This window comes from Pseudomonas neustonica (genome assembly GCF_003797945.1).
GTDB classification, from domain to species: Bacteria; Pseudomonadota; Gammaproteobacteria; order Pseudomonadales; family Pseudomonadaceae; genus Halopseudomonas; species Halopseudomonas neustonica.
This window is the reverse complement of record NZ_RKKU01000008.1, coordinates 72,747-98,389: the sequence shown is the minus strand read 5'-3', so window position 1 is coordinate 98,389 and position 25,643 is coordinate 72,747. Positions and strand designations below refer to the sequence as shown.

The 25,643-nt window shown below is 54.9% G+C and carries 17 protein-coding genes and 1 pseudogene; 9 read left to right on the top strand and 9 right to left on the bottom strand.

The genetic code is table 11. The features are described from left to right. Positions 1-72: 72 nt before the first annotated feature. The 3 genes from EF096_RS08885 to tpx all read left to right on the top strand — a co-directional run bounded on the left by EF096_RS08885 (position 73) and on the right by tpx (position 6,083). Entirely contained in the window at positions 73-1,782 is a 1,710-nt protein-coding gene (locus tag EF096_RS08885) for an autotransporter assembly complex protein TamA (protein ID WP_218565744.1), read from the top strand. Next, complete coding sequence (locus EF096_RS08880) at positions 1,782-5,486, top strand: translocation/assembly module TamB domain-containing protein (protein WP_123889271.1); 3,705 nt, start codon at positions 1,782-1,784, stop codon at positions 5,484-5,486. Before EF096_RS08885 ends, EF096_RS08880 begins: the two co-directional genes overlap by 1 nt. A gap of 99 nt (positions 5,487-5,585) precedes the next feature. Next, a complete protein-coding gene (gene tpx, locus EF096_RS08875) occupies positions 5,586-6,083 on the top strand; it encodes a thiol peroxidase (protein ID WP_123889270.1) in 498 nt (165 codons plus the stop codon). Between the two features lie 60 nt (positions 6,084-6,143). Here tpx and EF096_RS08870 read toward each other — a convergent pair whose 3' ends face one another. The 5 genes from EF096_RS08870 to EF096_RS08850 form a co-directional block, all read right to left on the bottom strand. Beyond that, positions 6,144-8,024, bottom strand: coding sequence for a hybrid sensor histidine kinase/response regulator (locus EF096_RS08870; RefSeq protein WP_123889269.1), 1,881 nt, complete (start codon positions 8,022-8,024; stop codon positions 6,144-6,146). A 323-nt stretch (positions 8,025-8,347) separates the two neighbouring features. Continuing rightward, positions 8,348-9,367: a DNA-binding protein gene (locus EF096_RS08865; RefSeq protein WP_123889268.1), complete on the bottom strand. Its 1,020-nt coding sequence runs from the start codon at positions 9,365-9,367 to the stop codon at positions 8,348-8,350. A gap of 398 nt (positions 9,368-9,765) precedes the next feature. Then, positions 9,766-10,125: a DUF3147 family protein gene (locus EF096_RS08860; RefSeq protein ID WP_123889267.1), complete on the bottom strand. Its 360-nt coding sequence runs from the start codon at positions 10,123-10,125 to the stop codon at positions 9,766-9,768. 7 nt (positions 10,126-10,132) lie between these two features. Then, the gene (locus EF096_RS08855) at positions 10,133-10,483 is read right to left on the bottom strand and encodes a DUF6488 family protein (protein WP_008169744.1); all 351 of its coding nucleotides are present in this window, start codon (positions 10,481-10,483) and stop codon (positions 10,133-10,135) included. A 25-nt stretch (positions 10,484-10,508) separates the two neighbouring features. Beyond that, positions 10,509-11,459: a HupE/UreJ family protein gene (locus tag EF096_RS08850; RefSeq protein ID WP_218565745.1), complete on the bottom strand. Its 951-nt coding sequence runs from the start codon at positions 11,457-11,459 to the stop codon at positions 10,509-10,511. Between the two features lie 23 nt (positions 11,460-11,482). Here EF096_RS08850 and EF096_RS08845 point away from each other — a divergent pair, with 23 nt between their 5' ends. Further along, positions 11,483-12,799, top strand: a complete 1,317-nt coding sequence (locus tag EF096_RS08845; protein WP_123889266.1) for an IS1380 family transposase — start codon at positions 11,483-11,485, stop codon at positions 12,797-12,799. 396 nt (positions 12,800-13,195) lie between these two features. Here the strand turns inward: EF096_RS08845 and EF096_RS08840 are convergent, their stop codons facing one another. The 3 genes from EF096_RS08840 to EF096_RS08830 are packed head-to-tail and all read right to left on the bottom strand — an operon-like array spanning position 13,196 to position 18,874. Next, complete coding sequence (locus EF096_RS08840) at positions 13,196-16,303, bottom strand: efflux RND transporter permease subunit (protein WP_123889265.1); 3,108 nt, start codon at positions 16,301-16,303, stop codon at positions 13,196-13,198. A gap of 14 nt (positions 16,304-16,317) precedes the next feature. Beyond that, entirely contained in the window at positions 16,318-17,550 is a 1,233-nt protein-coding gene (locus EF096_RS08835; protein ID WP_123889264.1) for an efflux RND transporter periplasmic adaptor subunit, read from the bottom strand. Positions 17,551-17,572: 22 nt separating this feature from the next. Next, the gene (locus tag EF096_RS08830; protein WP_123889263.1) at positions 17,573-18,874 is read right to left on the bottom strand and encodes a TolC family protein; all 1,302 of its coding nucleotides are present in this window, start codon (positions 18,872-18,874) and stop codon (positions 17,573-17,575) included. A 647-nt stretch (positions 18,875-19,521) separates the two neighbouring features. Here EF096_RS08830 and EF096_RS08825 point away from each other — a divergent pair. Further along, positions 19,522-20,058, top strand: a pseudogene (locus EF096_RS08825) (manganese efflux pump MntP). Positions 20,059-20,070: 12 nt separating this feature from the next. Here EF096_RS08825 and EF096_RS08820 read toward each other — a convergent pair. Beyond that, entirely contained in the window at positions 20,071-20,490 is a 420-nt protein-coding gene (locus tag EF096_RS08820) for a BlaI/MecI/CopY family transcriptional regulator (protein WP_218565746.1), read from the bottom strand. A gap of 197 nt (positions 20,491-20,687) precedes the next feature. Here EF096_RS08820 and EF096_RS08815 point away from each other — a divergent pair, with 197 nt between their 5' ends. Genes EF096_RS08815 through EF096_RS08800 form a run of 4 tightly spaced genes read left to right on the top strand, consistent with a single transcriptional unit; the run spans position 20,688 to position 25,611 of the window. Continuing rightward, entirely contained in the window at positions 20,688-20,909 is a 222-nt protein-coding gene (locus EF096_RS08815; protein ID WP_008169731.1) for an AbrB/MazE/SpoVT family DNA-binding domain-containing protein, read from the top strand. Further along, complete coding sequence (locus EF096_RS08810) at positions 20,906-21,340, top strand: PIN domain-containing protein (protein ID WP_123889262.1); 435 nt, start codon at positions 20,906-20,908, stop codon at positions 21,338-21,340. Before EF096_RS08815 ends, EF096_RS08810 begins: the two co-directional genes overlap by 4 nt. Positions 21,341-21,363: 23 nt before the next feature. Beyond that, on the top strand, positions 21,364-22,605 hold the full coding sequence (locus EF096_RS08805; RefSeq protein WP_008169727.1) for a site-specific integrase: 1,242 nt from the start codon (positions 21,364-21,366) through the stop codon (positions 22,603-22,605). An 18-nt stretch (positions 22,606-22,623) separates the two neighbouring features. Next, the gene (locus EF096_RS08800) at positions 22,624-25,611 is read left to right on the top strand and encodes a Tn3 family transposase (RefSeq protein ID WP_123889261.1); all 2,988 of its coding nucleotides are present in this window, start codon (positions 22,624-22,626) and stop codon (positions 25,609-25,611) included. The last annotated feature ends 32 nt before the right edge of the window (positions 25,612-25,643 follow it).

Genomic DNA, 25,643 nt, shown 5'->3' with positions numbered 1-25,643 from the left:
AGCTATAAAGACCCTAATTGGCAATGCCGGGCATGTTAGCATTGCTCCGCTGCAAAGTTCAGGAAGGAGCGCATGGCCCGACCCAATCCACTACTGCTAGGTCTGATATTGCTTGCCCCAACCGCTTGGGCTGACTTGGTGGTTGAGGTCGAGCCCAAGAATCGAGCGGTTAAAGACAATATCGAAGCTTATATCGGCCCGGTCGAGGCGCAGAGTCCTGATGAGCTGCGACGCTTGTTTGAGCATGCTGACAAGCAGGCAACCCGTGCAGCACAGGCTCTAGGGTATTATCACAGCAGCAACTATCTGGCTGTGTCCGGCAGCGAACAAGATCCAACGCTGACCATCAAGGTTGATCTCGGCACGCCAGTACGGATCAACGCAATCGATATTGATATTCAAGGCGAAGGCAGGGGCACCGATGCATTTACGCTTACCCTGCCTGACGGTCTGGCGCCTGGAAAGCGGCTCAATCATGACAACTACGAAAGCATTAAGTCGCAGATCAGCAACCGAGCACTGCGATACGGTTATTTTTCCGGGCAGTACCTCAAGCACCAGCTGAGAGTCAATCCAGATGCCAACCAGGCAGATATCGACATCGCCTACCTGACGGGTGAACGTTATAAGCTTGGCGAGGTGAGCTATTCAGAAACACCTTTCAGCAAAGAGCTGCTGGATCGTTTTATCCCCTTCAAACCCGGCGTGCCATACGACGCCGATCTGGTAGGGCAGTTTAATCAGGACCTGCTCTCCAGTGGCTACTTTAGCGGCGTTCAAGTCATCGCTCCTCCGGATAAAGCCACCGGCGGGACTATTCCGGTAGAAGTTGAACTGACAGCAAGAGATCCCAACTCGCTGGGATTTGGTGGCGGATTTTCAACCGACGTTGGCGTGCGAACCAAAGCAACCTGGGATCAGCATTGGCTCAACGCGCAAGGACATAGCCGCGGTGCCAGTGCGGAGCTGTCCGCCCCGAGGCAGCAGATCAGTGCCTTTTATCAGGTACCACTGGATCCGCCATTGACCAGCAACCTGCGTTATTTCGTCGGTTGGCAGAACGAAGATATAGACAATGTCGAGACACGCAGCCTTGCGGTGGGGGCTGAACTGCGCAAGCGCCTTGATAATGGTTGGGAACGCACGCTTGGTTTGCGGCTGCAAAATGAGGTGTTCTCCCTGGGTGATGACTCAGGTACAAGTAACCTGCTGATCCCCAGTTTGGCGCTGCAACGCACAAGAACCTCAGGCGGTATCGATCCGGCACGCGGTTACAGCATGCTGCTTGATGTCCAGGGAGCGAAGGAAGGTGTTCTTTCTACCGTCGACTTTGCCCGGGTAATGGCTCAGGCCAAAGGGCTGTATACGGTATTTGATCGGCACCGGTTTCTGACTCGCCTGCAATTAGGCGCCGTCGCCACCAATGATTTCAGCAGCATCCCACCCTCTCTGCGTTTCTTCGCCGGTGGCGATCAGAGCGTCAGAGGTTACGCCTATCAAACGCTGTCACCGGTAGACAATACCGGCGATACCGTGGGCGGGCGCTACCTGATGGCCTCAACGCTGGAGTACCAGTATGAGTTCATTGATCGTTGGCGGGCAGCGACCTTTGTCGACTACGGTAATGCCGTGGATTCGCCGACCGATCCACTTAAAACCGCCGTAGGCTTGGGCATTCGCTGGGTGTCGCCTATTGGTCCGTTGCGGGTCGATTTGGCGCGCTCGCTATCTGATCCGCAAGAGGGCTTTCGTATTCACTTCTCCATGGGGCCAGAGCTGTAATGCGCCTTGTATTGAAAGCTTTACTGGGCACAGTACTGGCATTGGTCACTTTGCTGCTATTGGTGTTTTTGCTATTGGGCAGCGAAGGTTTCAACCGCTGGCTGTTCAACAAAGCGCAAGTGCTGGAGCCAAGGTTAGAACTCGCCTTTGTCGGCGGAGACCTCTGGCATGGCTGGCAGTTTGACAAGATCGCTTGGCACGACACCAGCCTGATGCTGGACGTTGAGCAGCTTGATTTTGCTTGGTCACCGTCATGCTTGCTGGGGATGCGACTGTGCATAGACCGCCTCCACAGTCACAGCATCACCGTTGTTAGCCAGTCCACTGAGGAGGCAAAAACCAACGAGCCGTTCAGCTTGCCTGAGTTTAGCCTGCCGCTAGCTATCGAGCTTGATGACGTTCGTATTGACCGTATTTCGCTTGATGGCGAAAAGACCTTGCTCAGTGACTTGATCCTGCAAGCCAATGCCAAAGGAGATCAACTCGCTATCAGTGAGTTCTCCGGCGTTGGACCTGATCTGAACTGGAAGCTCAGTGGCGCATTGCAAATGCAAGACGATTGGCCGCTGACCCTGGGTGGACGGATCAACTTGCCGCCGGTAGATTCACGCGAGTGGTCGCTTGATCTGCAGATCGGCGGGGCACTAAAAAAGCAGCTACAGCTGACGATAGATAGCAGTGGTTACCTATCGGGCCAACTACAAGCCGAGGCTGCAGTGCTGGATACCCAACTGCCGGCTAACCTGCATTGGCAAGGAGATGCATTTCTGGCAGCGCAGACGCTACCAGAGGGCTTGACGCTGAATGACTTGGTGCTGGACGCAGAGGGTGATCTCAAGGATGGATACGCGATAAAGGGCAGTGCCACCTTGCCAGGGCAGGGCGGCAAGGTGAAGCTGGCGCTCTCGGCGCTGGCCGAGACGACCGGCGTCCGTAATGCCGATCTGCTGTTGATTGTGGCTGATGAGCCAGCCCGCAAACTGCACCTGAAAGCCGATGCAAATTGGGAGAGCACACTGTCTGCGAGCGCGCAGCTCAGTCTGCAGCAAGCCTTTCCATGGCAGTGGTTCTATCCGCAAGACCTGGGCGATGTAACCTTGCAGCAGTTGGACATGCAAGCCAGTCTGCAGGACCAGCAGATAAACAGCGACCTCAAGGCTCGCCTGACCGGCGTCGCCGGTCAGAGTATCGATATTGACCTCAGCGCCAAAGGCGATCAGCAGGCGTTGACTATCGCCTCGCTGAAGCTCAGCACCGATGCCGGTAGTGCGTCCGGCACGGTGGATTTAACCTTGAGTCCGGCGATCGCCTGGAATGGCGAGTTTCAGCTGCAAGACCTGAACCCGGGTATCTTTGTGGCGCAACTTCCTGGCAAGCTCAATGGGCAATTAACCAGCGAAGGCAGTCTCGAGGCAGACATACTGCAGCTACAGGCCCGTTGGGATATCGATGGCAGCCTGCGTCAACAGCCATTGGCAACACAAGGCCAAGTCGACAAACGCCAATCCGTATGGCAAATCAGCGACCTGCTGCTGCGCCAGGGTGACAACCGCATTAGCGGGGAAGGGCAGTGGGGCAACCAGGTCAGCGGCTATCTGGATATCCAGCTGGACCGGCTCGCCACGCTCTGGCCAGAGCTGCGAGGCTCATTGCAAGGCCGTGCCACCTTCAGCGGAACGGAAAAAGCCCCGGGTATTGAGCTCAGCTTGGCTGGTGAAGACGCAGGTTATGCAGATACACGCGTAGACGCTCTGACCCTGGCTGGACGTGTTCGTGTTTCTGAAGATTTGCCCCTTAGCCTGCAATTGAAGGCGGCAGGGCTGCGCAGCGGTAACAGTGACTTCGGCACCCTTGAGCTTGAACTTGATGGCAACCGAGCCAACCACAGCCTGACCCTGGATTTGACTGAGGGGCTGGTCGACGCCACAGCGCGCCTGCGCGGCAGCCTTAATGCCAGACAGTGGCAAGGGCAACTGACGCAGAGCGCCATTGCTTACCAGCAATTCGATTGGACGCTACAAAATAGCGCGGACCTGCGCTATGTAATGGCTTCAGGACGCCTGCAACTGAGCGAGCACTGCTGGTCGCATGCCAAATCACAACTATGTTTCAACGGGCAGCAAACGCTGATGCCTGAGCGCAACCTCGCCATGACGCTACAGGACTTTGATCTTGCTTCGCTTAAGCCCTGGATGCCTGAGGATATAGACTGGCAGGCCTTGCTGAATGCCAGGATAGAGTTCAGCCAGGCAGTCGGCAAGGCTCCCATCGCCGATGTCAGCATCCGCAGCGCGGACGGTCTTATTCAGGTTACTGAAGAAGAGCAAAGCGTCGACTTTCCTTATCAGCTGCTCGAATTAACCACTCGTTTACAGGCGAGGACAGCCAATGCTGATTTGGTACTTAAAAGTGACAGCATTGGCCAACTCAACATCCAGGCCCAGGTGCAGGAGCCAGGCGGCAAACAAGCCCTCACTGGCGCTTATCAAATAACCGGGTTAAAGCTTGATGTTATGCGCCCCTTTATTGCTCAAGTACAACGGCTGGAAGGACAGTTGAACGGGCAGGGGGAGCTGGGTGGTGTACTGCGTGAGCCTATCGTCAACGGCCAATTACGCCTGACAAATGGACATGCGAGCGGTCCATCGCTACCCATTAGTCTGGAGCAGCTCACTGCTGATATACGCGTTCAGGGGCAGAGCGCAAGCATTGACGGTAACTGGAGCAGTGGCGAAAAAGGTACTGGAAAGCTGGTGGGTGAGGTTGGTTGGGCGCCCCTCGATGTTAACCTTGAGCTCATTGGCAGCTCGCTGCCCGTCACGGTAGAGCCCTATGCCCACTTATTGGTAAGTCCTGAGCTACAGCTGGGATTACGGCAAAATGCGTTACATGTGAGCGGCAAGGTCGCCATACCTGAAGGCGATATAACGGTGCGCGAGCTACCGGCACAGGCAGTGAGAGTTTCGGACGACACTGTGATCGTCGGCCAGCAAGTTGCAGAGAAAACCGAGTCGCCGCTGGAAGTTACCGCTCGGATTCAGTTGGTAATAGGTGACCAACTGCGGCTTTCTGCATTTGGGCTGACCGGACGCCTGAAGGGCCAGCTGGCCGTGCGCGAAAACATGACCGCCAATGGCGATCTACGCATACTCGATGGCCGTATCAAGCGGCTGGGGCAGGATCTGACCTTAAGACGGGCGATCCTGCTATTTTCTGGTCCAATCAGCCAGCCTTACATGAATATTGAAGCGATCCGCAAGGTAGATGAGGTGGTTGCCGGATTGCGCCTCACTGGCAACGCCAACAGCCCCAGCACAACCGTTTTTTCTGAGCCGCCCATGTCACAGCAGGAGGCGATGTCGTATCTGGTTCTGGGGCGTCCGCTAGGCCAGGAGGGCGACAGCAATATGGTAGGTCAGGCCGCTCTGGCGCTGGGGCTCGCAGGTACGGCGCCGATCACCCAGAAGATCGGTGACACCTTGGGATTGGAGGATTTCGCCGTTGAGTCCGAAGGTTCAGGTACCAGCACCCAAGTCGTTGCCAGTGGCAGCATCACCGACAAACTCAGTGTGCGTTATGGTGTTGGCGTGTTTGAGCCAGCAAACCAGTTGGCATTGCGTTACGACCTGACCAGACGACTCTATCTGGAAGCCATCAGCGGCTTTGCCAGCTCGCTGGATTTCTTCTATCGTATCGACTTCTGAGACAAGCTATTACCAGTCACCATGGCAGCCCTGACGGGTTGCTATTTCACCTGCGGGCTCAGCATTGTGCAAAGCCTGAGGCATCAATAAGGAGTCACCATGTCTAGCGTAACATTGCGCGGTAATCCCATTTCTGTTGGCGGTCAACTCCCGGCCAAGGGCGATAGCGCACCTGCTTTTAGTCTGGTAGCCAAGGATTTGAGCGACGTCAGCCTTTCCAGCCTCAACGGCAAGCGTAAGATTCTGAATATTTTCCCCAGTGTTGATACACCCACCTGTGCGACTTCAGTGCGTACCTTTAACAGCAAGGCCAGCGCTCTGGAAAACACGGTTGTACTCTGCATCTCCGCCGATTTGCCCTTCGCCCAGGCGCGTTTCTGCGGCGCAGAAGGTTTGGAAAATGTGGTCAACCTTTCGACTATGCGCGGCCGTGAGTTCATCCGCGACTATGGCGTTGATATTGAAAATGGCCCCATGGCAGGACTGACTGCTCGAGCAGTGGTTGTGCTGGATGAGAATGACAAAGTGCTGCACAGCGAACTGGTCAGCGAGATTGGCCACGAACCCAACTATGATGCGGCCCTGGCTGCTCTTTAAGTTTTGATTCATGGCGGAGCGCCACCGGCACTCCGCCATTTAGCTCCTGCTTGATGACATCTACATACGTTTGATCAGGCCCATCAGGAGCGGTACCACCTTGGACTCGTCGACCGGTTTATCCAGCCAGGCAATACCTTTTACGTTGCTATCCAACAGGCGCTGCCCCTCATCACAGTAGGCCGACACCACCAATACCGGTAGGTGATGCGTTTCCTTGCGTTGGCGAAGCTCTCTGATCAGGCTAAGACCATGCCCATCAGGCAAGCGTAAGTCGGTAACCAATGCACAGGGCGTTGACTCCTCCAGCAACTGTTTTGCCTGGCGCAGGTTATTGGCGATAACCGGCTCATAGCCACCGCGGCGCAAGAGCAGGTCCATGAACTGCGCGGCCGTTTCATCATCTTCCAAGACCAGAACGCTAACGTTCAAATCACTGGCAGCTATGCTGTCATCCGTGCTCGGATCAGCGGCCAATGGCAACTCAAACCAAAATGTAGCCCCTTGGCCAGGGGGCGAGTCAAAACCGACCGCACCGTCCATTTGCAACATGAGTTCACGGCAAATAGCCAACCCGAGTCCAGTACCCGGTTTCTGTCTGTTATCCGCACCGTCTGCCTGGGCAAATTTACCGAAAATACGTGCTTGAAATGCTTCTGGAATACCGCTGCCCTGGTCAGTAACGCTCACACGCAATTGATCCTTTCGGATCTGCATTTGCACCGTTACTTGCCCGGATGGAGGTGAGAACTTAATCGCATTGGATAAGAAGTTGCTTATGACCTGCTGCAATCGGTTGCCGTCGACGTTGCCCCAGTAAGGCTCCGCATCACTATGGTTCAGCTCGACTCCATGAACTTCTGCATAGGCCTGATTTGCGGTAATGGCCTCATCTACCAATGTGTCTATCCGCTGCACGCGCATATCCAGTGACATTTTTCCCGCTGCGAGCTTTTCCATATCGAGCAGGTCGTTAATCAGATGGTTAAGACGCAGGCTATTGGCGTGAGCGATCTCCAGCATTTTCTGTATTTTGTCCGGCACCGGACCAAGAGAACCACTATTGACTATGCCGAGCGCCCCGGAAATAGATGTCAGTGGTGTGCGCAGTTCGTGACTAACAGTAGAGACAAACTCGCTTTTCATTGCCTCGACGCGCTTCTGCTCAGTCAGATCCAACATGGTTCCGCTTGCTCTGACTGCCTTACCCTGAGCATCACGTTGGATAGCTCCGCGTAGTAACAGCGGCACTTCTTCACCATTTTTGTGAGTAAAACGGGTTTCCAGAGCAAAGGACACCGCATCAGACTCAATTATTTCCTTCAACTCGGTGAGCAAGGCATGGCGAGCTGTGGGAGCAATAACCGATTGCCATCGATGTAGTGCCTGGAAACCACGCTGCTGCGGATAACCCAGCATTTCCAGCGACCTGGCAGACGCGATGAAACGCCACTCTTCAACATTGACGTCCCACCAACCATCATTGCTGCCCTTAAGCACCAAGCGCTGACGTTCCTCACTTTGTTGCAAGGCTTCGTTACTGGCGCGCAGCTTTTGCGTCATGCGCGAAGCCAATGCTTCAGCCTGATCACGCCTCAGTGTCAGCAAGGACGCCAATAAGAAAACCATCAACGAGATGCAGGTACCCGCTGCCAGCATCAAGGCGTGCCCAGGCAAACTGGAATCAAACTCGGCCGTGCTGTTGAAGTCGATCTGCCATTTACGACCATAAAGATCCAACACGAGCTCACGAGTAAATAATGGCTCGCTGGCGTTTTCGTCGCCGTAGGATTGGAACAGTAACTGCGACTCATCAGCCGTGGTTATATCCGTTAGGCGGTAGTCGAGGGTCGGACGGGATTCTGGAAATATCCGCCAAAGTTGAGATAAGCTATTGATAACAAAAATATTTTCGCTATTCAGAAACCCTTGATCTTTCATTGATACCTTCCCCTACGCTCTTCACGAGGTGCGGCCGGTAATAGTGCTAAATTTAGCCGAATGTTCTGTATATCGTTGATTGCAAGTGGAAATACTGAAAACCTTGTAAGGCTCTGTAGCCCCGTTCCTTAAGTGGCTGGTTTGTCGTGTTGACGCCGCTTTTCAGCCATTAGACGCCCAATCATCTCGTTCTTAACCGATAGCTCCGCCTCCAGTTTGAGGCCGGTCGGTAAAACTGTAAAATTCAGCCACTAACTCTGCATCTCATTGATTTCAAAGGAAAATCTGGGACAGCCAATAAGTAATTCTGGATCACCTCCCGCTTACGTAGCCGGTGCGTCATATTGGCGCCGGTTTTCAGCCATTAGGCGCTCAATCATATCGTTCTTAACCGATAGCTCAGTCTCCAGTTTGGCCTGGCTGACGGTAAAATCTTGCACCTTGCTTTGCGCCGATTCAAGGCGTTGCGTCAGCTCATCAATTTGCGAGGCCTGGCGCTGAGCGCTGTCGGCGTACTGCTGCAGATCCGTCGTCTGGGTTTGCAATTGCTTATTGGCATCTTCAAGCTTCGCGTCAGTCCGATTAAGCTTCGATTCGAGGTCCTGTGTTGCTTTGCGCGCAGCGCCCAACTCGCTCACCAGGCGCGCGTTATCCTTGTTGAGCTGGGTCAGGTCGCCCTGCTTGACGGAGATTGTCTGGTTTAACGTGCGAATCTCGGCCTGAAGCTGCTGAATTTGTTGCTCATGCCGGCGCTGATCCTGATCCCTCTGCTCTTTCACCGATTCACGATAATGCTCCAGTGCCTCCCGGCTGTGACGGTGCTTTTCCTCAAGGGATTCGATATGAGCCTGCTTTTCCTTGAGCAGCGCCGTCGTGCTGGCCTCGCGCTGACCCGCCTCGTTGAGTTGTTTATCTAAGGCATCGCAGGCTGCGGATTTGGCAGCCAGTTGCGCACTCGTCTCATCAAGGCGCGATTCCAACACTTTCTGCTGATCGCCCAGCTGGCCAGCCTCTTGAGTGAGCGCGGTGCAGCGGTCAGAGAGCTCTTTGATCTGGTGTTCATAGCGGCTTTTACTCTCTTCGACGATGCCGTGGGCCTCTTCCTGAAGGCGCGATGCCAGGCGCGCAATGAGGTCCTTAATGGGCTGGCTCAATAGGGCCTCATCGTCGAGTCTGGTGGACGCCTCCTCCTCCAGCTCTTTGAGATAGCGATGAATCGTTGATTTGGAGCCGGTATTACCGAGCTCTATACGTATCGCGTCAATGGAGGGGTTTTCCCCCCTGGCTAGAACGGCCTGATGGGCCCTGGTCACCAGTGCTTTGTTGATACCGCCACGTGCCATGGAATTCCCTCCTGCTTATTTCGTACTGTATTACGCACTATGTATATACATACGATTTTAGCTCGTGCTTTAGACTTTGTATAGCTTAGATATGACACAGGATAATAATAGATTATCTTATGTTAGGGTGAATTTTCTTCAGCTCGACGCCAAAATGCGTACAGATGGAGTCTATTTAGACACGTTGCAAGAGGCCAAACTGGACGTAATTGTCGAATTGACGCTACAGCGGCTCTGTCAATTAGGACAGCTCTTTTCGATTGTACTCAAGGGAATAACTCAAAAGTGTCTTGCACCGCTCTGAATTGTGCCCACACTACGGGAACCGCGAACGAGGCCAGCGTTACACTCGCCCCGTTTTGCGGATGTTCGTTCGACAAAAACGCTGGTAACACTCCCTACGGCTTCAATTCAATGCCAAGCTGCCCAACCAGTAACGAAAATAGCCAAAAACAGGCTGCGGTCACCAAAGCACTGGCTAACAGCGTAGGCCAAAAGCCGATTCGGGGCAGCAACGTCGGAAATATTAAAAACATCGGAAGTGTCGGCACCACGTACCAGAACGTATACCAAGCGTGATTCGCCACTTTTTCTGTCGAGTGCGTTTCTACGTGCAACCAAATCAGCGCCAGAATCGTCACCAACGGTAATGCCGCAACCAAAGCGCCCAGCTTGTCGCTGCGTTTGGCGACCTCGGAAACCACTACCACGACGGCGGCGGTAATCAGATATTTGGTTATGATCCAATGCCATGTCATGTATGCTCTACTCCAAACCGTCGAATTCACCCGTAAAATTTACATCGTAAACTCCCCCGTCACTCGATAGGAGCACGTAAAGTGTTTGAGCTTCAGCCCGATTGGTGACCGATACGATGAAATAACCGCTGCCTTTCTTATGGATTTTTACGGCGTCTTCAGGAACTACCTCCCAGCTTTCGGGAAGCTTTCCGAAGCCTAAGCCTGCGTCTTTTTCGGTTAGTTGCATAGTTGCCGCTCTGCCACGCTCAAGCGCCGATTTTTCTGAAATCGACTTATGGGCATGGTCACTGTGTGCAAGCACCTGTTGAGATCCGACCAATAAAACAAGTGTGAAAATGGCAGTAAAGAGCTTCATAAGGGTTCCTCGAAGTTTAATATGATTAATGGGAGTGGGGTTCACCGTCCTCGTGGCGATGGACTTCAGGTTCACTGGCTTGTTCAGCCGGCTCTTCGCCCTCTGTGTCGGCGGATGGCCCTCGTAATTCGAGGCGTCTTGGGTAGCTCGATAGCGGTGCTTTTTTATCCGCCATGTCTTCGTGGGTATGTTGGTGATCATCCCGGTTGAGCGGAAAATCATCCGGGTACTGCGTGTGCTGAAACCCATGTAACTGCATCAGCAGCAACAGACCACCGGCAAGCATCAGCCCCACGTTGGAAGCTTTGCTGAAGCGCTCAAACGATGCGGTTTTTCGCCACACCATAAGCACGGCCAGCATGATGCTCAAAGCCACAATCTGTCCCACTTCGACGCCGACATTGAACGATAATATTTTGAACACCAGACCATCGTCGCCCAGCGGCAACTGCTGAAGCCGAGTGGACAGGCCAAACCCGTGGATCAAACCAAAGGCAAACACCATCCAGGTCAGGTTCGGGGATTTCATTTGCAAGTGTTTCTGAAAGCCGCCGAGGTTGTCGAAGGCTTTGTAACAGACGGTCAGCGCAATCACCGCATCAATCAGGTAGTAATTGGCGGTAATTCCGAACAGTGTGGCGAACACCAGGGTAATGGAATGACCGATGGTGAAGGCGGTGATGAACTTGATGATCTCGCTAAAGCGCGTCAAAAAGAACATAACACCGAACAGAAACAGCAAATGATCATAGCCGCTAAGCATATGGGTGGCGCCAAGCCGAATGTATTCCAGGTAGCCCGCATTGAGTATCCGGGCTTGGTCTTCCGCCGACATGCCATGCGCCCAGGCCGCAACACTGGCAAGGGACGTAATGATGATAATTAGGACCTGAATCCGTGACTTCACACGGTCTAATTTAATCCCCAGACCTGCAACCGCAAGGCCTGAAGCAGTATAATCGCACCTGACATCCATTCACCCAGTCAGTGCATCGGCCCATGCGTACCTTCACCCTCCAGCAATCAAAGACCGAAGTCTACACTCCCCACGGCGGGCTGGCTCTGGTGGGCCACTGCCTGAATCGGCACACGTCGCTGCCCCAAACCGCCCGCACCGTGGTCAAGCGTCACGGTATTCCGAACATCGACCTGATCCGGACCTATCTGGGCTTGATCACGCTCGGCAAGAGCGATTTCGAGGCCGTGGAGTCAGCGCGTACAGATCCCTTTTTTAAAGACGCTATGGGGATTAAACAATCGCCCTCCTCGGCCCGATTACGGCAGCGATTTGATGAAGATGCCCAGGCGCTCACGCCCTTATTGGAGGATGCCAGCTGTGAGTTTTTGAAGTCCGTCGAAGCCCCAGTTTCTCCCCTGAAAATGGGGCATGTGGCCTTGGACATGGACGTTTTCCCTATGGATAACAGTCAGACGAACAAGGAAGGCGTCAGTTACACCTACAAGGGGCACGACGGCTATGCGCCCATTGCTGCTTACCTTGGTCAGGAAGGCTGGTGTCTAGGGTGTGAACTGCGCCCCGGCAGCCAACACGCCAATAACGGTTTTTTGGAAACGTTGAAACGCGTCTTACCCCGGGCCCGGTCACTGACTGGTTCGCCCATCCTGCTGCGTCTGGACAGTGCCCACGATGCCCGCGACAACCGGGATTTTCTGAGTCAGCAAGAACAAGTGGATTTCCTGATCAAGTGGAATCCTCGTAAACAAGACCCTCTGGTCTGGGCTGACAAAGCTCAGGAGCAGCAAGTCTGGACGCTGGGCCGCTGCGGCAAAATGGAAGCGGTTCTGTCGGAAGAACTACCGGACGAACCCGGCATTCGCCGGGTCGTCAAAGTGACGGTTCGCACCAGTGATGCGCAGGGCCAGTTATATCTGGAACCGGAAGTCAGTCTGGAAGGCTGGGTGACATCACTGCCAGTGAGTGTTGCCAGCAACCAGCAGGTTATAGACTTGTATTGCGATCATGCCACCAGTGAGCAGTTCCACAGTGAGTTCAAAACCGATCTGGATCTGGAGCGCTTGCCTTCTGGCAAGTTCGCCACCAACAACTTGGTGATGGCATTTGCAACGCTGGGCTACAACGTACTGCGCTGGATGGGACTGAGGCTCACCGGCCCGGATGCACCTGTGCGCCACCCGGCCAAACGCCGCCGCCTGAGGACCGTGATGCAGGAGCTGATGTACATGGCCTGTCGCCTGATCCACAGCAGTAGGCAACGGTTCCTGCGCTTTGGCCGCCATTGCCCGGGTTTTGTCGTTTATCGTGACCTCTATCGAGGCCTTTCGTCTCCCGGGTAGACAACTCAGATCGATTCGTTGCTTGATCTCACCCCGATCATCTTGTTGGGCAGATCGCCCGTGCCTGAGAATCACAATTTGATCGATATTTAATCAAAGCAGGGCCGGTTTGCAGCCGTTACAATCGGTAGAATGACGACCGTGCTCTCAACACAACCAAACTGGCTTCAAAAATGAGTTAGGCGTGAGCCAACCAAGGCTCAGGGTGCTATATTCGAGCGGAGTCACTGATTCAGGTAGGAGTTTAAGCATAATACCTTCAATTTTTTTGGAGGTGATCGAAGTAATCACATGTGATTATGGAATTGAGTGGCGGGCGCGCCCACAGTTGTGCTGCGCCCGTCAGGGTTTCCTTGCGGAAACAGGCTCCAGGCGTGCCCGGAGCCTGCTGGTTCGCTAAATTTCCGCTTTCTTACGGTGCAACAGTGCATACAGCACCGGGAGCACGAATAGCGTCAACAACGTCGAGGAAATAATTCCCCCGATCACCACCGTCGCCAGCGGTCGCTGGACTTCCGCGCCGGTACCAGTGTTGAGCGCCATGGGAACAAAGCCGAGGCTCGCGACCAAGGCCGTCATCAGTACCGGTCGCAGGCGGATCAGGGCACCTTCGACGATCGCTTTCATCAGGTCGCCCTGCTCGTGCCACAGGTCGCGAATAAAAGCCACCATCACCAGACCATTGAGAACTGCGACGCCAGAGAGCGCGATAAAGCCCACGCCTGCGGAGATCGACAGCGGCATATCCCGCAACCACAGGGATAAAATCCCGCCAGTGAGCGCAAGCGGTACGCCAGTGAAAATAATCAAGGCGTCTTTCACCGAACCGAACGCCATGACCAATAGGCCAATGATGATCACCAGCGTGATCGGTACCACAATGGCGAGACGTGCGCTGGCCGACTGCAGTTGCTCGAAGGTGCCCCCGTAATCCAGCCAATACCCATCCGGTAAATCCACTTCCTGGGCGATGCGCGCTTGTGCTTCTTCGACAAATCCACCCAAGTCGCGGTCCCGCACGTTGGCGGTCACCACTACCCGGCGCTTGCCATTTTCCCGGCTGATTTGGGTTGGTGCCAGTGCCAGCTCCAGCTCTGCCACTTCCGACAATGGCACATAGCCGCCGTCCGGCAAGGGAACGGGCAGAAAGGCCAAACTGTCGATGTCACGCCTCACGGTTTCCGGCAGGCGTACCACTAACTCAAAGCGACGGTCACCCTCGTAGATCAGGCCCGCGTTCTCACCGCCAACACCGGTTGCCACCAGCGCTTGCACGTCTTCGACATTCAGGCCGTAGCGCGATAATGCCATGCGCTTGGGGTGCACCGATAACATCGGCTGCCCCGTGACCTGTTCGACTAGAATATCCTCCGCGCCTTCAACGGTCTCAAGCACCTCCTGAACGGCCTTTGCCGACGCCAACAGTTGATCCATATCATCACCAAACACCTTGATCCCGAGATCAGCCCGAACACCGGAAATCAGCTCGTTAAAGCGCATTTCGATGGGCTGTGTGAACTCGTATTTGTTGCCAGGCAGTTGGGTCACGGCTTCTTCGATCTCCGCCACCAGTTGATCCTTGGTTTTGTCGGGATTGGGCCACTGGTCGCGCGGTTTAATTATCACGAAGTTATCCGCCACGCTCGGAGGAACGGGATCGGTAGCCACCTCCGGAGTGCCGATTTTGGCCACTACCTTATCCACTTCCGGGAACGTTTTCAGCGTCTCCTCCAGCTGAGTCTGCATCGCGATGGATTGCTCAAGTCCGGTGCCAGGAATACGCAGCGCGTGCAGCGCGATATCCCCTTCGTCGAGCTGCGGAATAAATTCCGAACCTAAGGTAGTTGCCAACCAGATACATACCGCCACCAACGCCGTTGCCGACCCCAAAACCAGCCAGCGAAACTTCATCGCGACAAGCAACGCTGGTTTGTACACCGATTTGGCACCGCTGATTACCGGGCTTTCCTTTTCGCTGATTTTGCCTCGAAGTAACACTGCAACGGCGGCTGGCACCACAGTCAGCGACAGAACCATGGCAGATAACAGTGCCATTACTACAGTGGCCGCCATGGGGTGGAACATCTTCCCCTCAACGCCGGTGAGAGAAAAGATCGGCAAGTACACCACGGTAATGATGGCGACACCGAACAGACTGGGGCGAATGACTTCGTTGGTGGCTTCGTACACCAGCTGGAGCCGCTCCCGCAGTGGCAACTGGCCGTTATGCTGGGACTGGGACAACCGCCGAATGCAGTTTTCGACAATAATCACCGCACCATCCACGATCAGGCCGAAATCCAGCGCCCCAAGGCTCATCAGGTTGGCCGATACGCCCGATTGCACCATGCCAGTGATGGTGGCGAGCATGGACAAAGGAATTACCGCCGCCGTGATCAGAGCGGCGCGTAGATTGCCGAGCAACAGAAACAGCACGACGATCACCAGCAATGCGCCTTCGAGCAGGTTCTTTTCCACCGTGGCGATGGCCTTGTCCACCAAAGTCGTGCGATCGTACACCGCCTCCACCTTTACCCCCTCGGGGAGTGAAGGCTGAATGGCCTTCAATTTTTCAGCCACGGCCTGCGCGACTGAGCGGGAGTTCTCTCCCATCAACATCATGGCCGTGCCCAGCACCGTTTCCTTGCCGTCGCGGGTCGCCGCCCCGGTGCGCAGTTCCTTGCCAATGGCCACCTCGGCCACATCACTGACTTTTACCGGTGCGCCCTGCCGATTAGCGATAACCACCTGTTCAATCTCAGCGATGGAGGCCAACTGTCCAGGTGAACGGACCAGCAGCTGTTGCCCTTTGCGCTCGATATAGCCTGCACCGCGGTTGGTGTTGTTGGCTTGCAGTGCGTCCGCCAGTTCATCCATGGTGACGCCAAATTGCAGCAACTGTTGTGGGAAGGGCGTGACGTGGTACTGCTTGTTGTAGCCACCGATGGTGTTGATCTCAATCACCCCAGGCACCTGTGCCAGTTGGGGTTTGATAATCCAATCCTGAATTTCCCGCAGTGCCGTGGCGTCCAACGGACTGCCATCCTCTTGAGTGGCGCCGGGCCGCGCTTCGACCGTGTACATCAAGATTTCGCCAAGGCCGGTGGCGATGGGACCCATTTCCGGCTCCAGGCCCGGTGGCAGGGCATTCTTGATGGTGCCGAGGCGTTCATTGATCAGGTTTCGGGCGAAATAAATGTCCGTACCCTCTTCGAATACCACTGTGACCTGGGACAGACCGTAGCGGGATATTGAGCGGGTATAGGACAAATTAGGCAAACCATACAGAGCCGTTTCCACCGGGAAAGTGATCCGCTGCTCAGCCTCCAAGGGGGAATACCCCGGAGCCTCGGTATTGATCTGCACCTGGACGTTGGTGATGTCTGGTACCGCATCGATCGGCAGGCGCTGAAAGCTCCACAGGCCTACACCGACCAACACCAGAATAAGGGATAACGTTAAAAACCGCCGCTCTACCGAGAAGCGTAAGATGGCATTTATCATCATAGCCTCCTGGGTTAGTGGTCGTGGGATGCGCCGGATTTTTCGATATCGGCCTTGATCAGATAACTGTTGTCCACTACATAGCGGTCACCCGCTTGTAGCCCACCCAGTACCTCAGTCAAAGTGCCGTCGCTGGGGCCTAGCTCCAGTGGGCGAATTTCATAAGTATCTCCCACCTGGATAAATACCACGCTCCAATCCCGAAAAGGCTGCAGCGCCCGGTTCTCGACCGCCAGTGGCACCTCAAGGGTCTCTACCACTATATCCCCCGCCACCAACAAGCCTGGGTTCAGAGTGCCGTCCGGGTTGTCCACTTTCACTCGGGCCAGGGTATAGGGCGCATTGTTTGGGGAAGGCAGCAGATGGCTAATGTTAGCCTGCTGATTAAATCCCTCGGCTTGCAGTAGAACTTTCTGGCCGACCGCCACCTTGGTGCGCTGGCCCGGAAATACCTGAAGCTCCGCCCACAAGGTGGACAGATCGGCGATGGCAAATAGAGGCCGGTCACCGGCGATTTCGCCCACACTGATCTGGCGCTCGGTTACCACGCCATCCATGGGTGAGCGCAGATCATAGGTTTTAAGACTTTCATTGGACTCCACTTGCGCCAGCAGATCACCTTTGGCAACACGGTCTCCCAAACGAACATTGACTCTGGTAATGACGCCGGGAAAGCGGGCGCGCACCCGCGCGATTTGCTCCGACGCGGTGGTCAGTTGCCCATAAGTGGTCAAGGTTCGCTCAATCGAGCCCGGACCGGCCTCGGCTGTTCGGATTCCAGCCTTTTCAGCAATGTCGGCTGCAATGCGGGTACGACCTTCGTGGGATTCCCATTGCCACTGGTATTGTTTACCGTTCAAGGCAAGCGTGACTTCCACATCAAAGGAATGTGGCTCGGTCACCACGCCATCCCCCAGCCAATAGTCTCCCTGGAAGGCAAAATCAAAAGTATCCTCTTGTCCGCCCAAACGAGTGAGTTGAACGTTGAGGTCAACCCCATCGGTCATGGGCTTACCGTCCTTTGTCACCCAGGCACGATATTCTGGAGGAACACCTTGCTCGAAAATCTGCAGTTCGACGGTAGCGTCGTCCCGCTCAAGCAAGAGGCCACCATGAGGTCCTTTGGTTTCAGGCACGGTCTGTTGTGCTTCGTTAGAAGCATCGTCCCGATCTTGCGCCGCTAGCAGGGGGCTGGCGGCCAGACAGGTGGCCACCAGTATCCAGTAGAGTGGTTTTATCAGTTGCATGGTTCAATAATCCTGTGTTTGGTTAGCGGGCGTGGCCTTGAGTCATGGGCTGCGCCGTGAGCTGTTCGATAAGAGCTTGATTGAGCAGCGCCGTTGCGGCTGCTTCGACGAGTGCCTCGCGGGCCGAAAGCAGTTCACGCTGTGCGGCGGTCCACTCAACATAGCTGTAGCGGCCGCGCTCATAGGCTTTTTGGGTAAGCTCGAGGGCTTTCGTGAGATCGGGCAGGACAGTGGAGCGCAGCCGCTCAACCGCATCAATGTTTTGTTGACGGGTATGAAAAGCCTCGAACAAGAGGGAGTGGAGTTTCAGTAGCGCGCTCTGTTGGCGGTACTCCACCTCATTGCGTGCCGCCATGGCCGATTGCACCTCACCCCGGTTTCGAGATCCGGAAAACAGCGGCACGGATATTCCCGCCACCAGCGCAGCTTCACCCGACTCCTCGAAACGACGAGCACCAAGCTGCCAGCGAATGTCACTTTCCGATTGGCTTCGTGCCAGGCGGATCTCAGCCTCGCGCATACGCCGCTCGCTGGCATAGACTCGAATCATTGGGCTCTCCCGCGCTTGCTGGTAGAGCACCTCGAACCGCTCGCTAGGCTCAAACCGGAACAGGTCGCCCTGCAACCGCTGAAAATCCACCCGTGTTTCCCCCCACAGTGAGGCCAGTGCCACTTTCCGCTTCTCGTACTCGGTTTGCAGAGCGTCGTGGGCGAGCTGGCTTTGGGCAAGAGCCGCCTTGGCGCGTAAAACTTCGGCTTCAGGTGCAGCGCCCTGTTTGGCGCGTTGGGTAACTGTGTTCAGGGTTGTCTCGCTCAACGCCATGGCCTGAGCGGATAAATCGAGCTTTTTCTGCAGAGCCAGAGTGGCGACATAGCGTTGCGTCACCTCGCCCAAAAGTTCCAGAGTCTTGGCTTCCCGTTCGGCCTTTACGAGGTCATATCGGGAGTTCACAACGCCAGTACGAGCCTGACGCTTGCTTCCCAATTCAATGACCGAAGAAAGCGACAAGGTGTATTCGGCCCTGTCAGCCCCCCTAAGGTCACCACTACCGAGGACATTTTCCACCTCCAGCCCCGCCACATAGGCCGGTGCCTGATCGGCTGACAGTCGGCGTCCCTCGAGCCCCTGCAGTCGAAAGTCAAACACCTGCAGACTGGGGTTTTGCGCCATTGTTCGGGACAGCGCGTCGGCAAGGCTGATGGGCCTCTCTTCAGCGTGAGTAGTGGTAACGTTGAACACCAATGTGAACAGAAACAATATTTGAAAATAGCTCTGGCGCGGCTGTAAACGCCGCCCAGTTTCCATGGGCTTGCAAAAAAGCATGGAGCTTCTCCTACGAAGATCTAAATGGTAAGTGTGTCCCGAGCGGGATAGATCGTAGGATTATGCGATAGGAGGGCGGAACAAAGAGGGTGACGTGACGGAATTATGGCTGGCTTGGTAGGCGGACAGAAGCTGACCGCCTGCCGAAATGACAATATCCGTTGCCACGCTCACCAGCACTACGTGAAAGTGGGCATGGTTTTGATGGCTATGGTCCGACGAGTGGTCCGGTGAAGAGTCAGACAAGAAGGAAGACGACTCTGTACCCAGAGCGCTAAAGTCAATTACGGCCACTTCCTGAGAGTGCTCGTGATCATGATGAGGCGTCGTGGAATAATGAGGTTGGTTTGTATCGCCAATAGCCGCCAGTGACTGCAGAGCAATCACCAGTGCTAAAACGATTGTTACCCAACGATTCTTCATCAAAGCGGACAGACTCTCCAAACTAAGGCCGGGACACTACCACTAAGGAAACCCTTAGGTCAAAACCCGCATTCTGTTCGGTTTCCCCAATCTCGAGAGGTGGTGGACCTTGGGACGCAATGGTGCAAACACCTCTCGGTTGGCGAGACCATCGATAGCTCCATGCCGGAAGTCGGGCGTGTGGGTCTTTCGTAGACTCGAGTCGCCCGGCCGGAGCAGACCGCATGAACCCGATTGCTCTCCTTTTGCTTACCCTTGCGATGTCCACCGATGCCTTTGCCGCCGCGATCAGCAAAGGGGCGGGCGGAGCCCTGCGAATGGGTCTTATCTTTGGGTCAATTGAAGCAGCAACACCTTTAGTCGGCTGGTTGCTTGGTAAATCGGCATCGACTTACGTTGAGGCGTGGGATCACTGGATAGCGTTTGCGCTATTGGTTGCTCTAGGGCTGCACATGCTTTATGAAGGCCTGAAACCCAGCGCTGAAGAAGTGTCGAAGCCCTCCAGGCAGTCATTTCTCAAGGTTTCTTTGACAGCCATCGGCACGAGCATGGATGCCATGGCTGTAGGTATTGGCCTGGCATTCATCAACGTCAACATCTGAACTGCGGCGGCCCTGATTGGTCTGGCGACGACCGTTATGGTTACGCTTGGAGTGATGTTGGGACGGGCAATTGGATCGTTAATTGGCCAAAAGACCGAGATCTTAGACGGGCTGACACTAATCGGAGCCGGTGTTTGGATCCTGTCGAGCCATCTGTAAGGTCAAAAAATGCTACCGCACATGAAGAGCTTCGCCGCGCGTACGCATATTTTTAAGTTCAGCCTCTAGCGTATGCAAGGCTTCCTCGTTCAGCCAATTCGCCGCTTCGACGGACGCCGCCAGCGAAGAAGCGGTATCGCCGCCGAAGCGGCTGAGCACCTCGTTGACCAGACCGGCTACCAGCTGCTCACGGGCCATCTGTGGGGCATACCGGAATGCATGGCTAGCCTTGAAGCGCTTTAGCAGCTTTTTCCGATACAGCCGTTCCAATGTGGACTGCACAGTATTCACTGAAATGCCGCGCGCCACACCAATGGCAGCATGTACCTCTTTGGAGGACGCCTCCGGGACTCGCCACAGATGTACCAGCACCGCTACTTCGAGAGTGCCTAATGGTGGAATGGCAAGTTTATCAGGGGTGTCTTGAGTCACAGGTTTTCCGGCGACGGGTCGTGAGAAGATGAGCTAGAGTATAGAAGCACAAAAACCGATGATCAATCGGTTTTGTAGAGCGAGTGCGCCCTGTCTGAGGGTTTAGATCGAGGTCAGCGCCATTTCCTTTACTTCTTGACCTGAAGCAAAGAGGCCGGTAGTCTTTACTCTATTGATTAATGTAAAGGGTTCTAGTCATGCCAAAAGTCAGCTCAAAACGACAAATCACCTTGCCTGTGGATCAGTGTCGGCTGGCGGGCATTGAGCCTGGTGATGAATACGACAGCTACGTGGACAACGATGGCCACATTACCATCATCAAAAAGGTCTCAGGAGCCGCGCGCGGGATTCTCAAGGGCATCCGTGTGGATCGCCAGGTGAGTGAGGACGATTCCCGCCAAAACGGTATCGGTGCGTGATTGCCATTGATACCAATGTGCTGCTTCGTTACCTACTGCTGGACGATAAGGCTCAGTCGCATAAGGCCGTATCACTGATCACGGGCTCTGTACCCGCTCTGGTGACGGATGTCGTGTTGGTGGAGACAATGTGGGTTCTAACGGGTAAGCGCTACAAGCTTGACCGCGAGGCCATTGCTGGCGTGATCAGTGCGCTGTTTGCAGAGCCGAACATTGTCTTTGAGGATAGGCAGACTGTGTGGCGTGCTCTGAATGACTATAAGAAGGCGCGGCCGGTGAAGGTCGGTGGCAAGAAAAAGAGCGCTGACTTTCCCGACGCACTCGTTGTGAATAAAGCCATGCGCCAAGCACGCGAGTGGGGCCAAGCGTTTGAAGGCGTCTATACGTTCGACGTCGCGGCTCTGGAAATACTGGGGACGCTAAGTCCATAATTCGCCAAAATTAAAAGGTCGGCATGAGCAGCATTGACCACTACATACGCGCGGGCACCCGCGCCAATACTCGCAAAGCCTACCAAGGAGCAGTCCGCCACTTTGAGGACGAATGGGGCGGGTTTCTGCCGGCCACGGCCGACAGTGTTGCACGTTACCTGGTTGACCACGCGCGCGCTCATTCACTAAACACCCTGCGCCAACGACTGGCGGGTCTGGCGGCCTGGCACCTTGAGCAAGGTTTTCCCGATCCTACCAAAGCACCGCATGTTAAAAAGGTGCTCAAGGGCATTGCCGAACTGCACCCTGCCCCAGAAAAGCGGGCCAGACCCCTCCAGTTGGTGCAGCTGACGGCCATCGTATCGCACCTGGACCAGCAGATTGCTCGACAAGATACACACCGGTTGCCATTGCAACCGCTTCGCAACAAAGCACTTATGCTGATCGGTTTTTGGCGGGCCTTTCGCAGCGACGAGTTGGGGCGGCTCCATGCGGAGCATATTCAGGTGGAGCCTGGCTCGGGCATGGAGATTTACCTGCCCCGCACCAAAAGCGACCGCTCCGGGCAAGGGCGTTACTTCAAAGCGCCGGCCCTCAGGCAACTGTGTCCTGTAGAAGCCTATTTGGAATGGACTAACGCGGCACAGATCAAGCAAGGGCCGGTATTTCGGGCCATTAACCGTTGGGGCCAACTTGCGAATGAAGCTCTGCATCCGAACAGTATCATCACCATCGTCAGATCCTGTTGCCAAGCGGCAGGCATAGAGGGCTCAGACGCTTTCAGCAGCCACTCTTTGCGCCGAGGGTTTGCGAGCTGGGCCAATGGCCAGCGCTGGGACACAAAGTCTTTGATGGAGTATGTGGGATGGCGAGACGTTCATTCCGCAATGCGCTACATCGATGCACCTGACCCGTTCGCCCAGCATCGGATAGAGCAGAGCCTGGAAGGCCATCAGGCCGCTCCTTCTTTGGCGCAATCGACACTGCTGGAGGTGACCCTTCGGTTGGAGCGCTATAACAGCCAAGTGCGCAGCATAAAGAAAGTCCGTGAGCTTATCGAGCGCGTGTGCTTTGCCAACTGGGCCATGGCCAGGCTCAATGAGCAAGGAACGCAGTATCACATCACAATCACACATGACAGCCCGGAGCACCTTGATGAGGTTCTGGATGAGCTGCTCGCGCAAATGCACGCCTTAGCCAATGACCACCAGTGCATGCTCGAGGCGACAATCATGAATCCTGCCACTGGGACGACGTGGGACTAACTGGAGCGAGCGTGAGCCATGAGCAGCCTGCACGAAACAGCCTACCCGCGGCTGAAATCCGAAATCACCGAAAAAGAGCTGCAAGAATCCTATACGCCGTCCGACACTGAGCAGCTCTGGGGTCGACTGGCCAAAACACCGGTGGCCCGATTGGGTCTGTTGCTTCATCTTAAGCTCTTTCAGCGCCTGGGCTATTTTCAGTCCCTCGCGGCGGTGCCACGGGAAATCATTGAGCATGTCGGTCTCCAGTGTCAGTTTAGAAAGCTTCCGACCCAAACGCAGCTCCTACAGTACGACCGATCCGGGGCCAAGCACCGACACCTGAGGCAGATCCGGACCTACCTGGATGTTAAGCCCTTGGCGGGCACCGACAATAAGTGGCTTTACGAGATTGCTCTGGATGCGGCGGAAACCAAGGAAATGCTTGCGGACATCGTGAACGTCATGCTCGAAGAGTTGGTGCGCCATCGTTTTGAGTTGCCGGGTTTCACCGTTCTGAAACGTACGGCACGGCGTGCACGGAACCACGTGAACGAGCGCTGCTTTAGCGCCATCACCTCCCAGCTTACTGACGAGGCGAAGCAGAAGATTAATGAGCTGCTCTCACCGAACGGCCAGACCTACAGTGCCTGGCATATTCTCAAACGCGAACCGAAGCGCCCCGGCAACAAGGAGGTGCGTAGCTATCTTCAGCATGTGCACTGGCTGCAGACGCTTGGCGAAGAGATGCCTGCGATCAAGTTACCTATCGTCAAACACCGGCAGCTGGCGTTGGAGGCGCGTGCGCTGAACGCGACCGAGATGGCCGACCTGAAATTCAATAAACGTTATGCATTGGCGGTCATCCTGACGCGCAATCAACACAGCAAGGCGCTTGATGATGTGGCCGAACTGCTCATCCGTATGGTTCGCGCCATGGAAAGTCACGCCCAGGCGGCGTTACAGCAATACCTCCTGGACCACCAAAAACACGTTGATCGGTTGATAGAGACCTTTAAGGATGTGCTGACAGCCTACGAACAAGACACCTCTCAGCAACAGCGCTTGTCCTCGATTGAGGACATCATTGGCGAAAACAGCGGTACGCTGATCGACCGCTGCAACGAGCACATGGCTTATTCCGGCAACAATTACTTTCCCTTTATGCTCGCACCCTATCGCCAGAAGCGGGCACTCTTGTTCAATTGCCTTACCATTTTGGAACTCAAATCCACTTCCAACGATACCAGCTCAAACGCGTTGCTTACGCTCTTTCGCTCTCTGCAGCCGAGCCGTGCAGAGTACATTAAAATCGCGGCTGCCAGCGACACCATGGGCGAAACCTTTGACCCCGGCTGGATGCCGGAGAAGTGGCGAAAGTTGGTGCTCATTAAGTCCGAACAGTCGGGTGACTATGATCTATTGCACCGCAAGTACCTGGAGTTGTGGATACTGATCCATATCAAACAGGAGCTGTCATCGGGCGATCTTCACATACCACACAGTGCCCAATTTGATGATTATCGGGAGCAACTGATTGATGATGAGACACTCGATGCGGAGCTTGAGGAGTACGCCCAGCAGGTGGAGTTACCGCTGAGCGAGCCCAAGGCATTTTGCGTCCATCTGAAAGACCTGCTTACAGAGGCCTCCCGGAGGGTAGATGAACGGTTCCCGAAAAACCTGCACGCGGACATCCAAAATGGGCGACTGGTGTTACGCCGACACAAGGCTGAACTACCCACCAGTGAATTGAAAAAGCTCGACGAGCTCATCACCCAAACTCTTCCGCAGACCAGCATCATCGATGTATTAACCGATACCGAAAAGTGGCTCAATTTACACGGCAACTTCACGCCCTTGTCGGGCAACGAGTCTCGCCTGAACGAAGCCCAGAAGCGATTCATCACAACCCTGTTCTGCTATGGATGCAACCTGGGGCCCACACAGACAGCGCGTTCCATCAAAGGCATCAGCTCGCGGCAAGTAGCCTGGCTCAACCTCAAACACGCAACCGAGGAACGACTGGATAAAGCCATCGTTCAGGTGGTGAACGCCTACAACAAGTTCGACTTGCCAAAATACTGGGGTACCGGCCGCCACGTCTCGGCAGACGGTACCAAGTGGGATCTTTATGAGCAGAATCTGCTCTCCGAATACCACATCCGCTATGGGGGCTACGGCGGCATTGGTTACTATCACGTATCCGACACCTACATTGCGCTGTTTAGCCATTTTATTCCCTGCGGGGTGTACGAAGCCGTTTACATCCTCGACGGGCTGATGAGTAATAAGTCCGACATCCAGCCCGATACACTGCACGGTGATACTCAGGCGCAGAGCTACCCTGTGTTCGGGTTGGCCTATCTGCTGGGCATTAATCTGATGCCGCGCATCCGCAACATCCAAGACCTGACGCTGTGCCGACCCGATAAGCGATACCGTTACCAAAATATCGATTCACTGTTTACAGGGCACGTGAATTTCAAGTTGATCGAAACCCATTTGCGCGACATGCTCCGAGTCGCCGTCTCTATCAAGAAAGGGCAGATTACCGCTTCCACAATCCTTCGCCGTCTCGGAACTTACAGCCGTAAAAACAAGCTGTATTTCGCTTTCCGAGAGCTCGGGAAAGTGGTTCGAACGCTGTTCTTACTGCGGTACATTGATGAAATTGAACTGCGCGAGACCATCCATTCAGCTACTAACAAGAGTGAAGAATTTAACAACTTTACCAAGTGGTTGTTTTTCGGTGGGCAGGGGATCATTGCGGAGAATATCCGGCACGAGCAGCGCAAGGTCGTCAAATACAATCAGCTGGTAGCCAACATGGTCATACTGCACAACGTCGAACAGATGACGCAGGCATTAAAAACATTTGCCGACGACGGGCAAGGCCTCACCAAGGAGGTTTTGGGCGGGCTATCGCCGTACCGCACGGCCCATATCAACCGCTTTGGCGACTACACCCTGGATTTGAGACGCAAGGTCCAACCCCTGAATTTTAACGCCAAGATCATAAGTTAGCCCGATAATGGTGGTGCTTAATGCCAGATAAC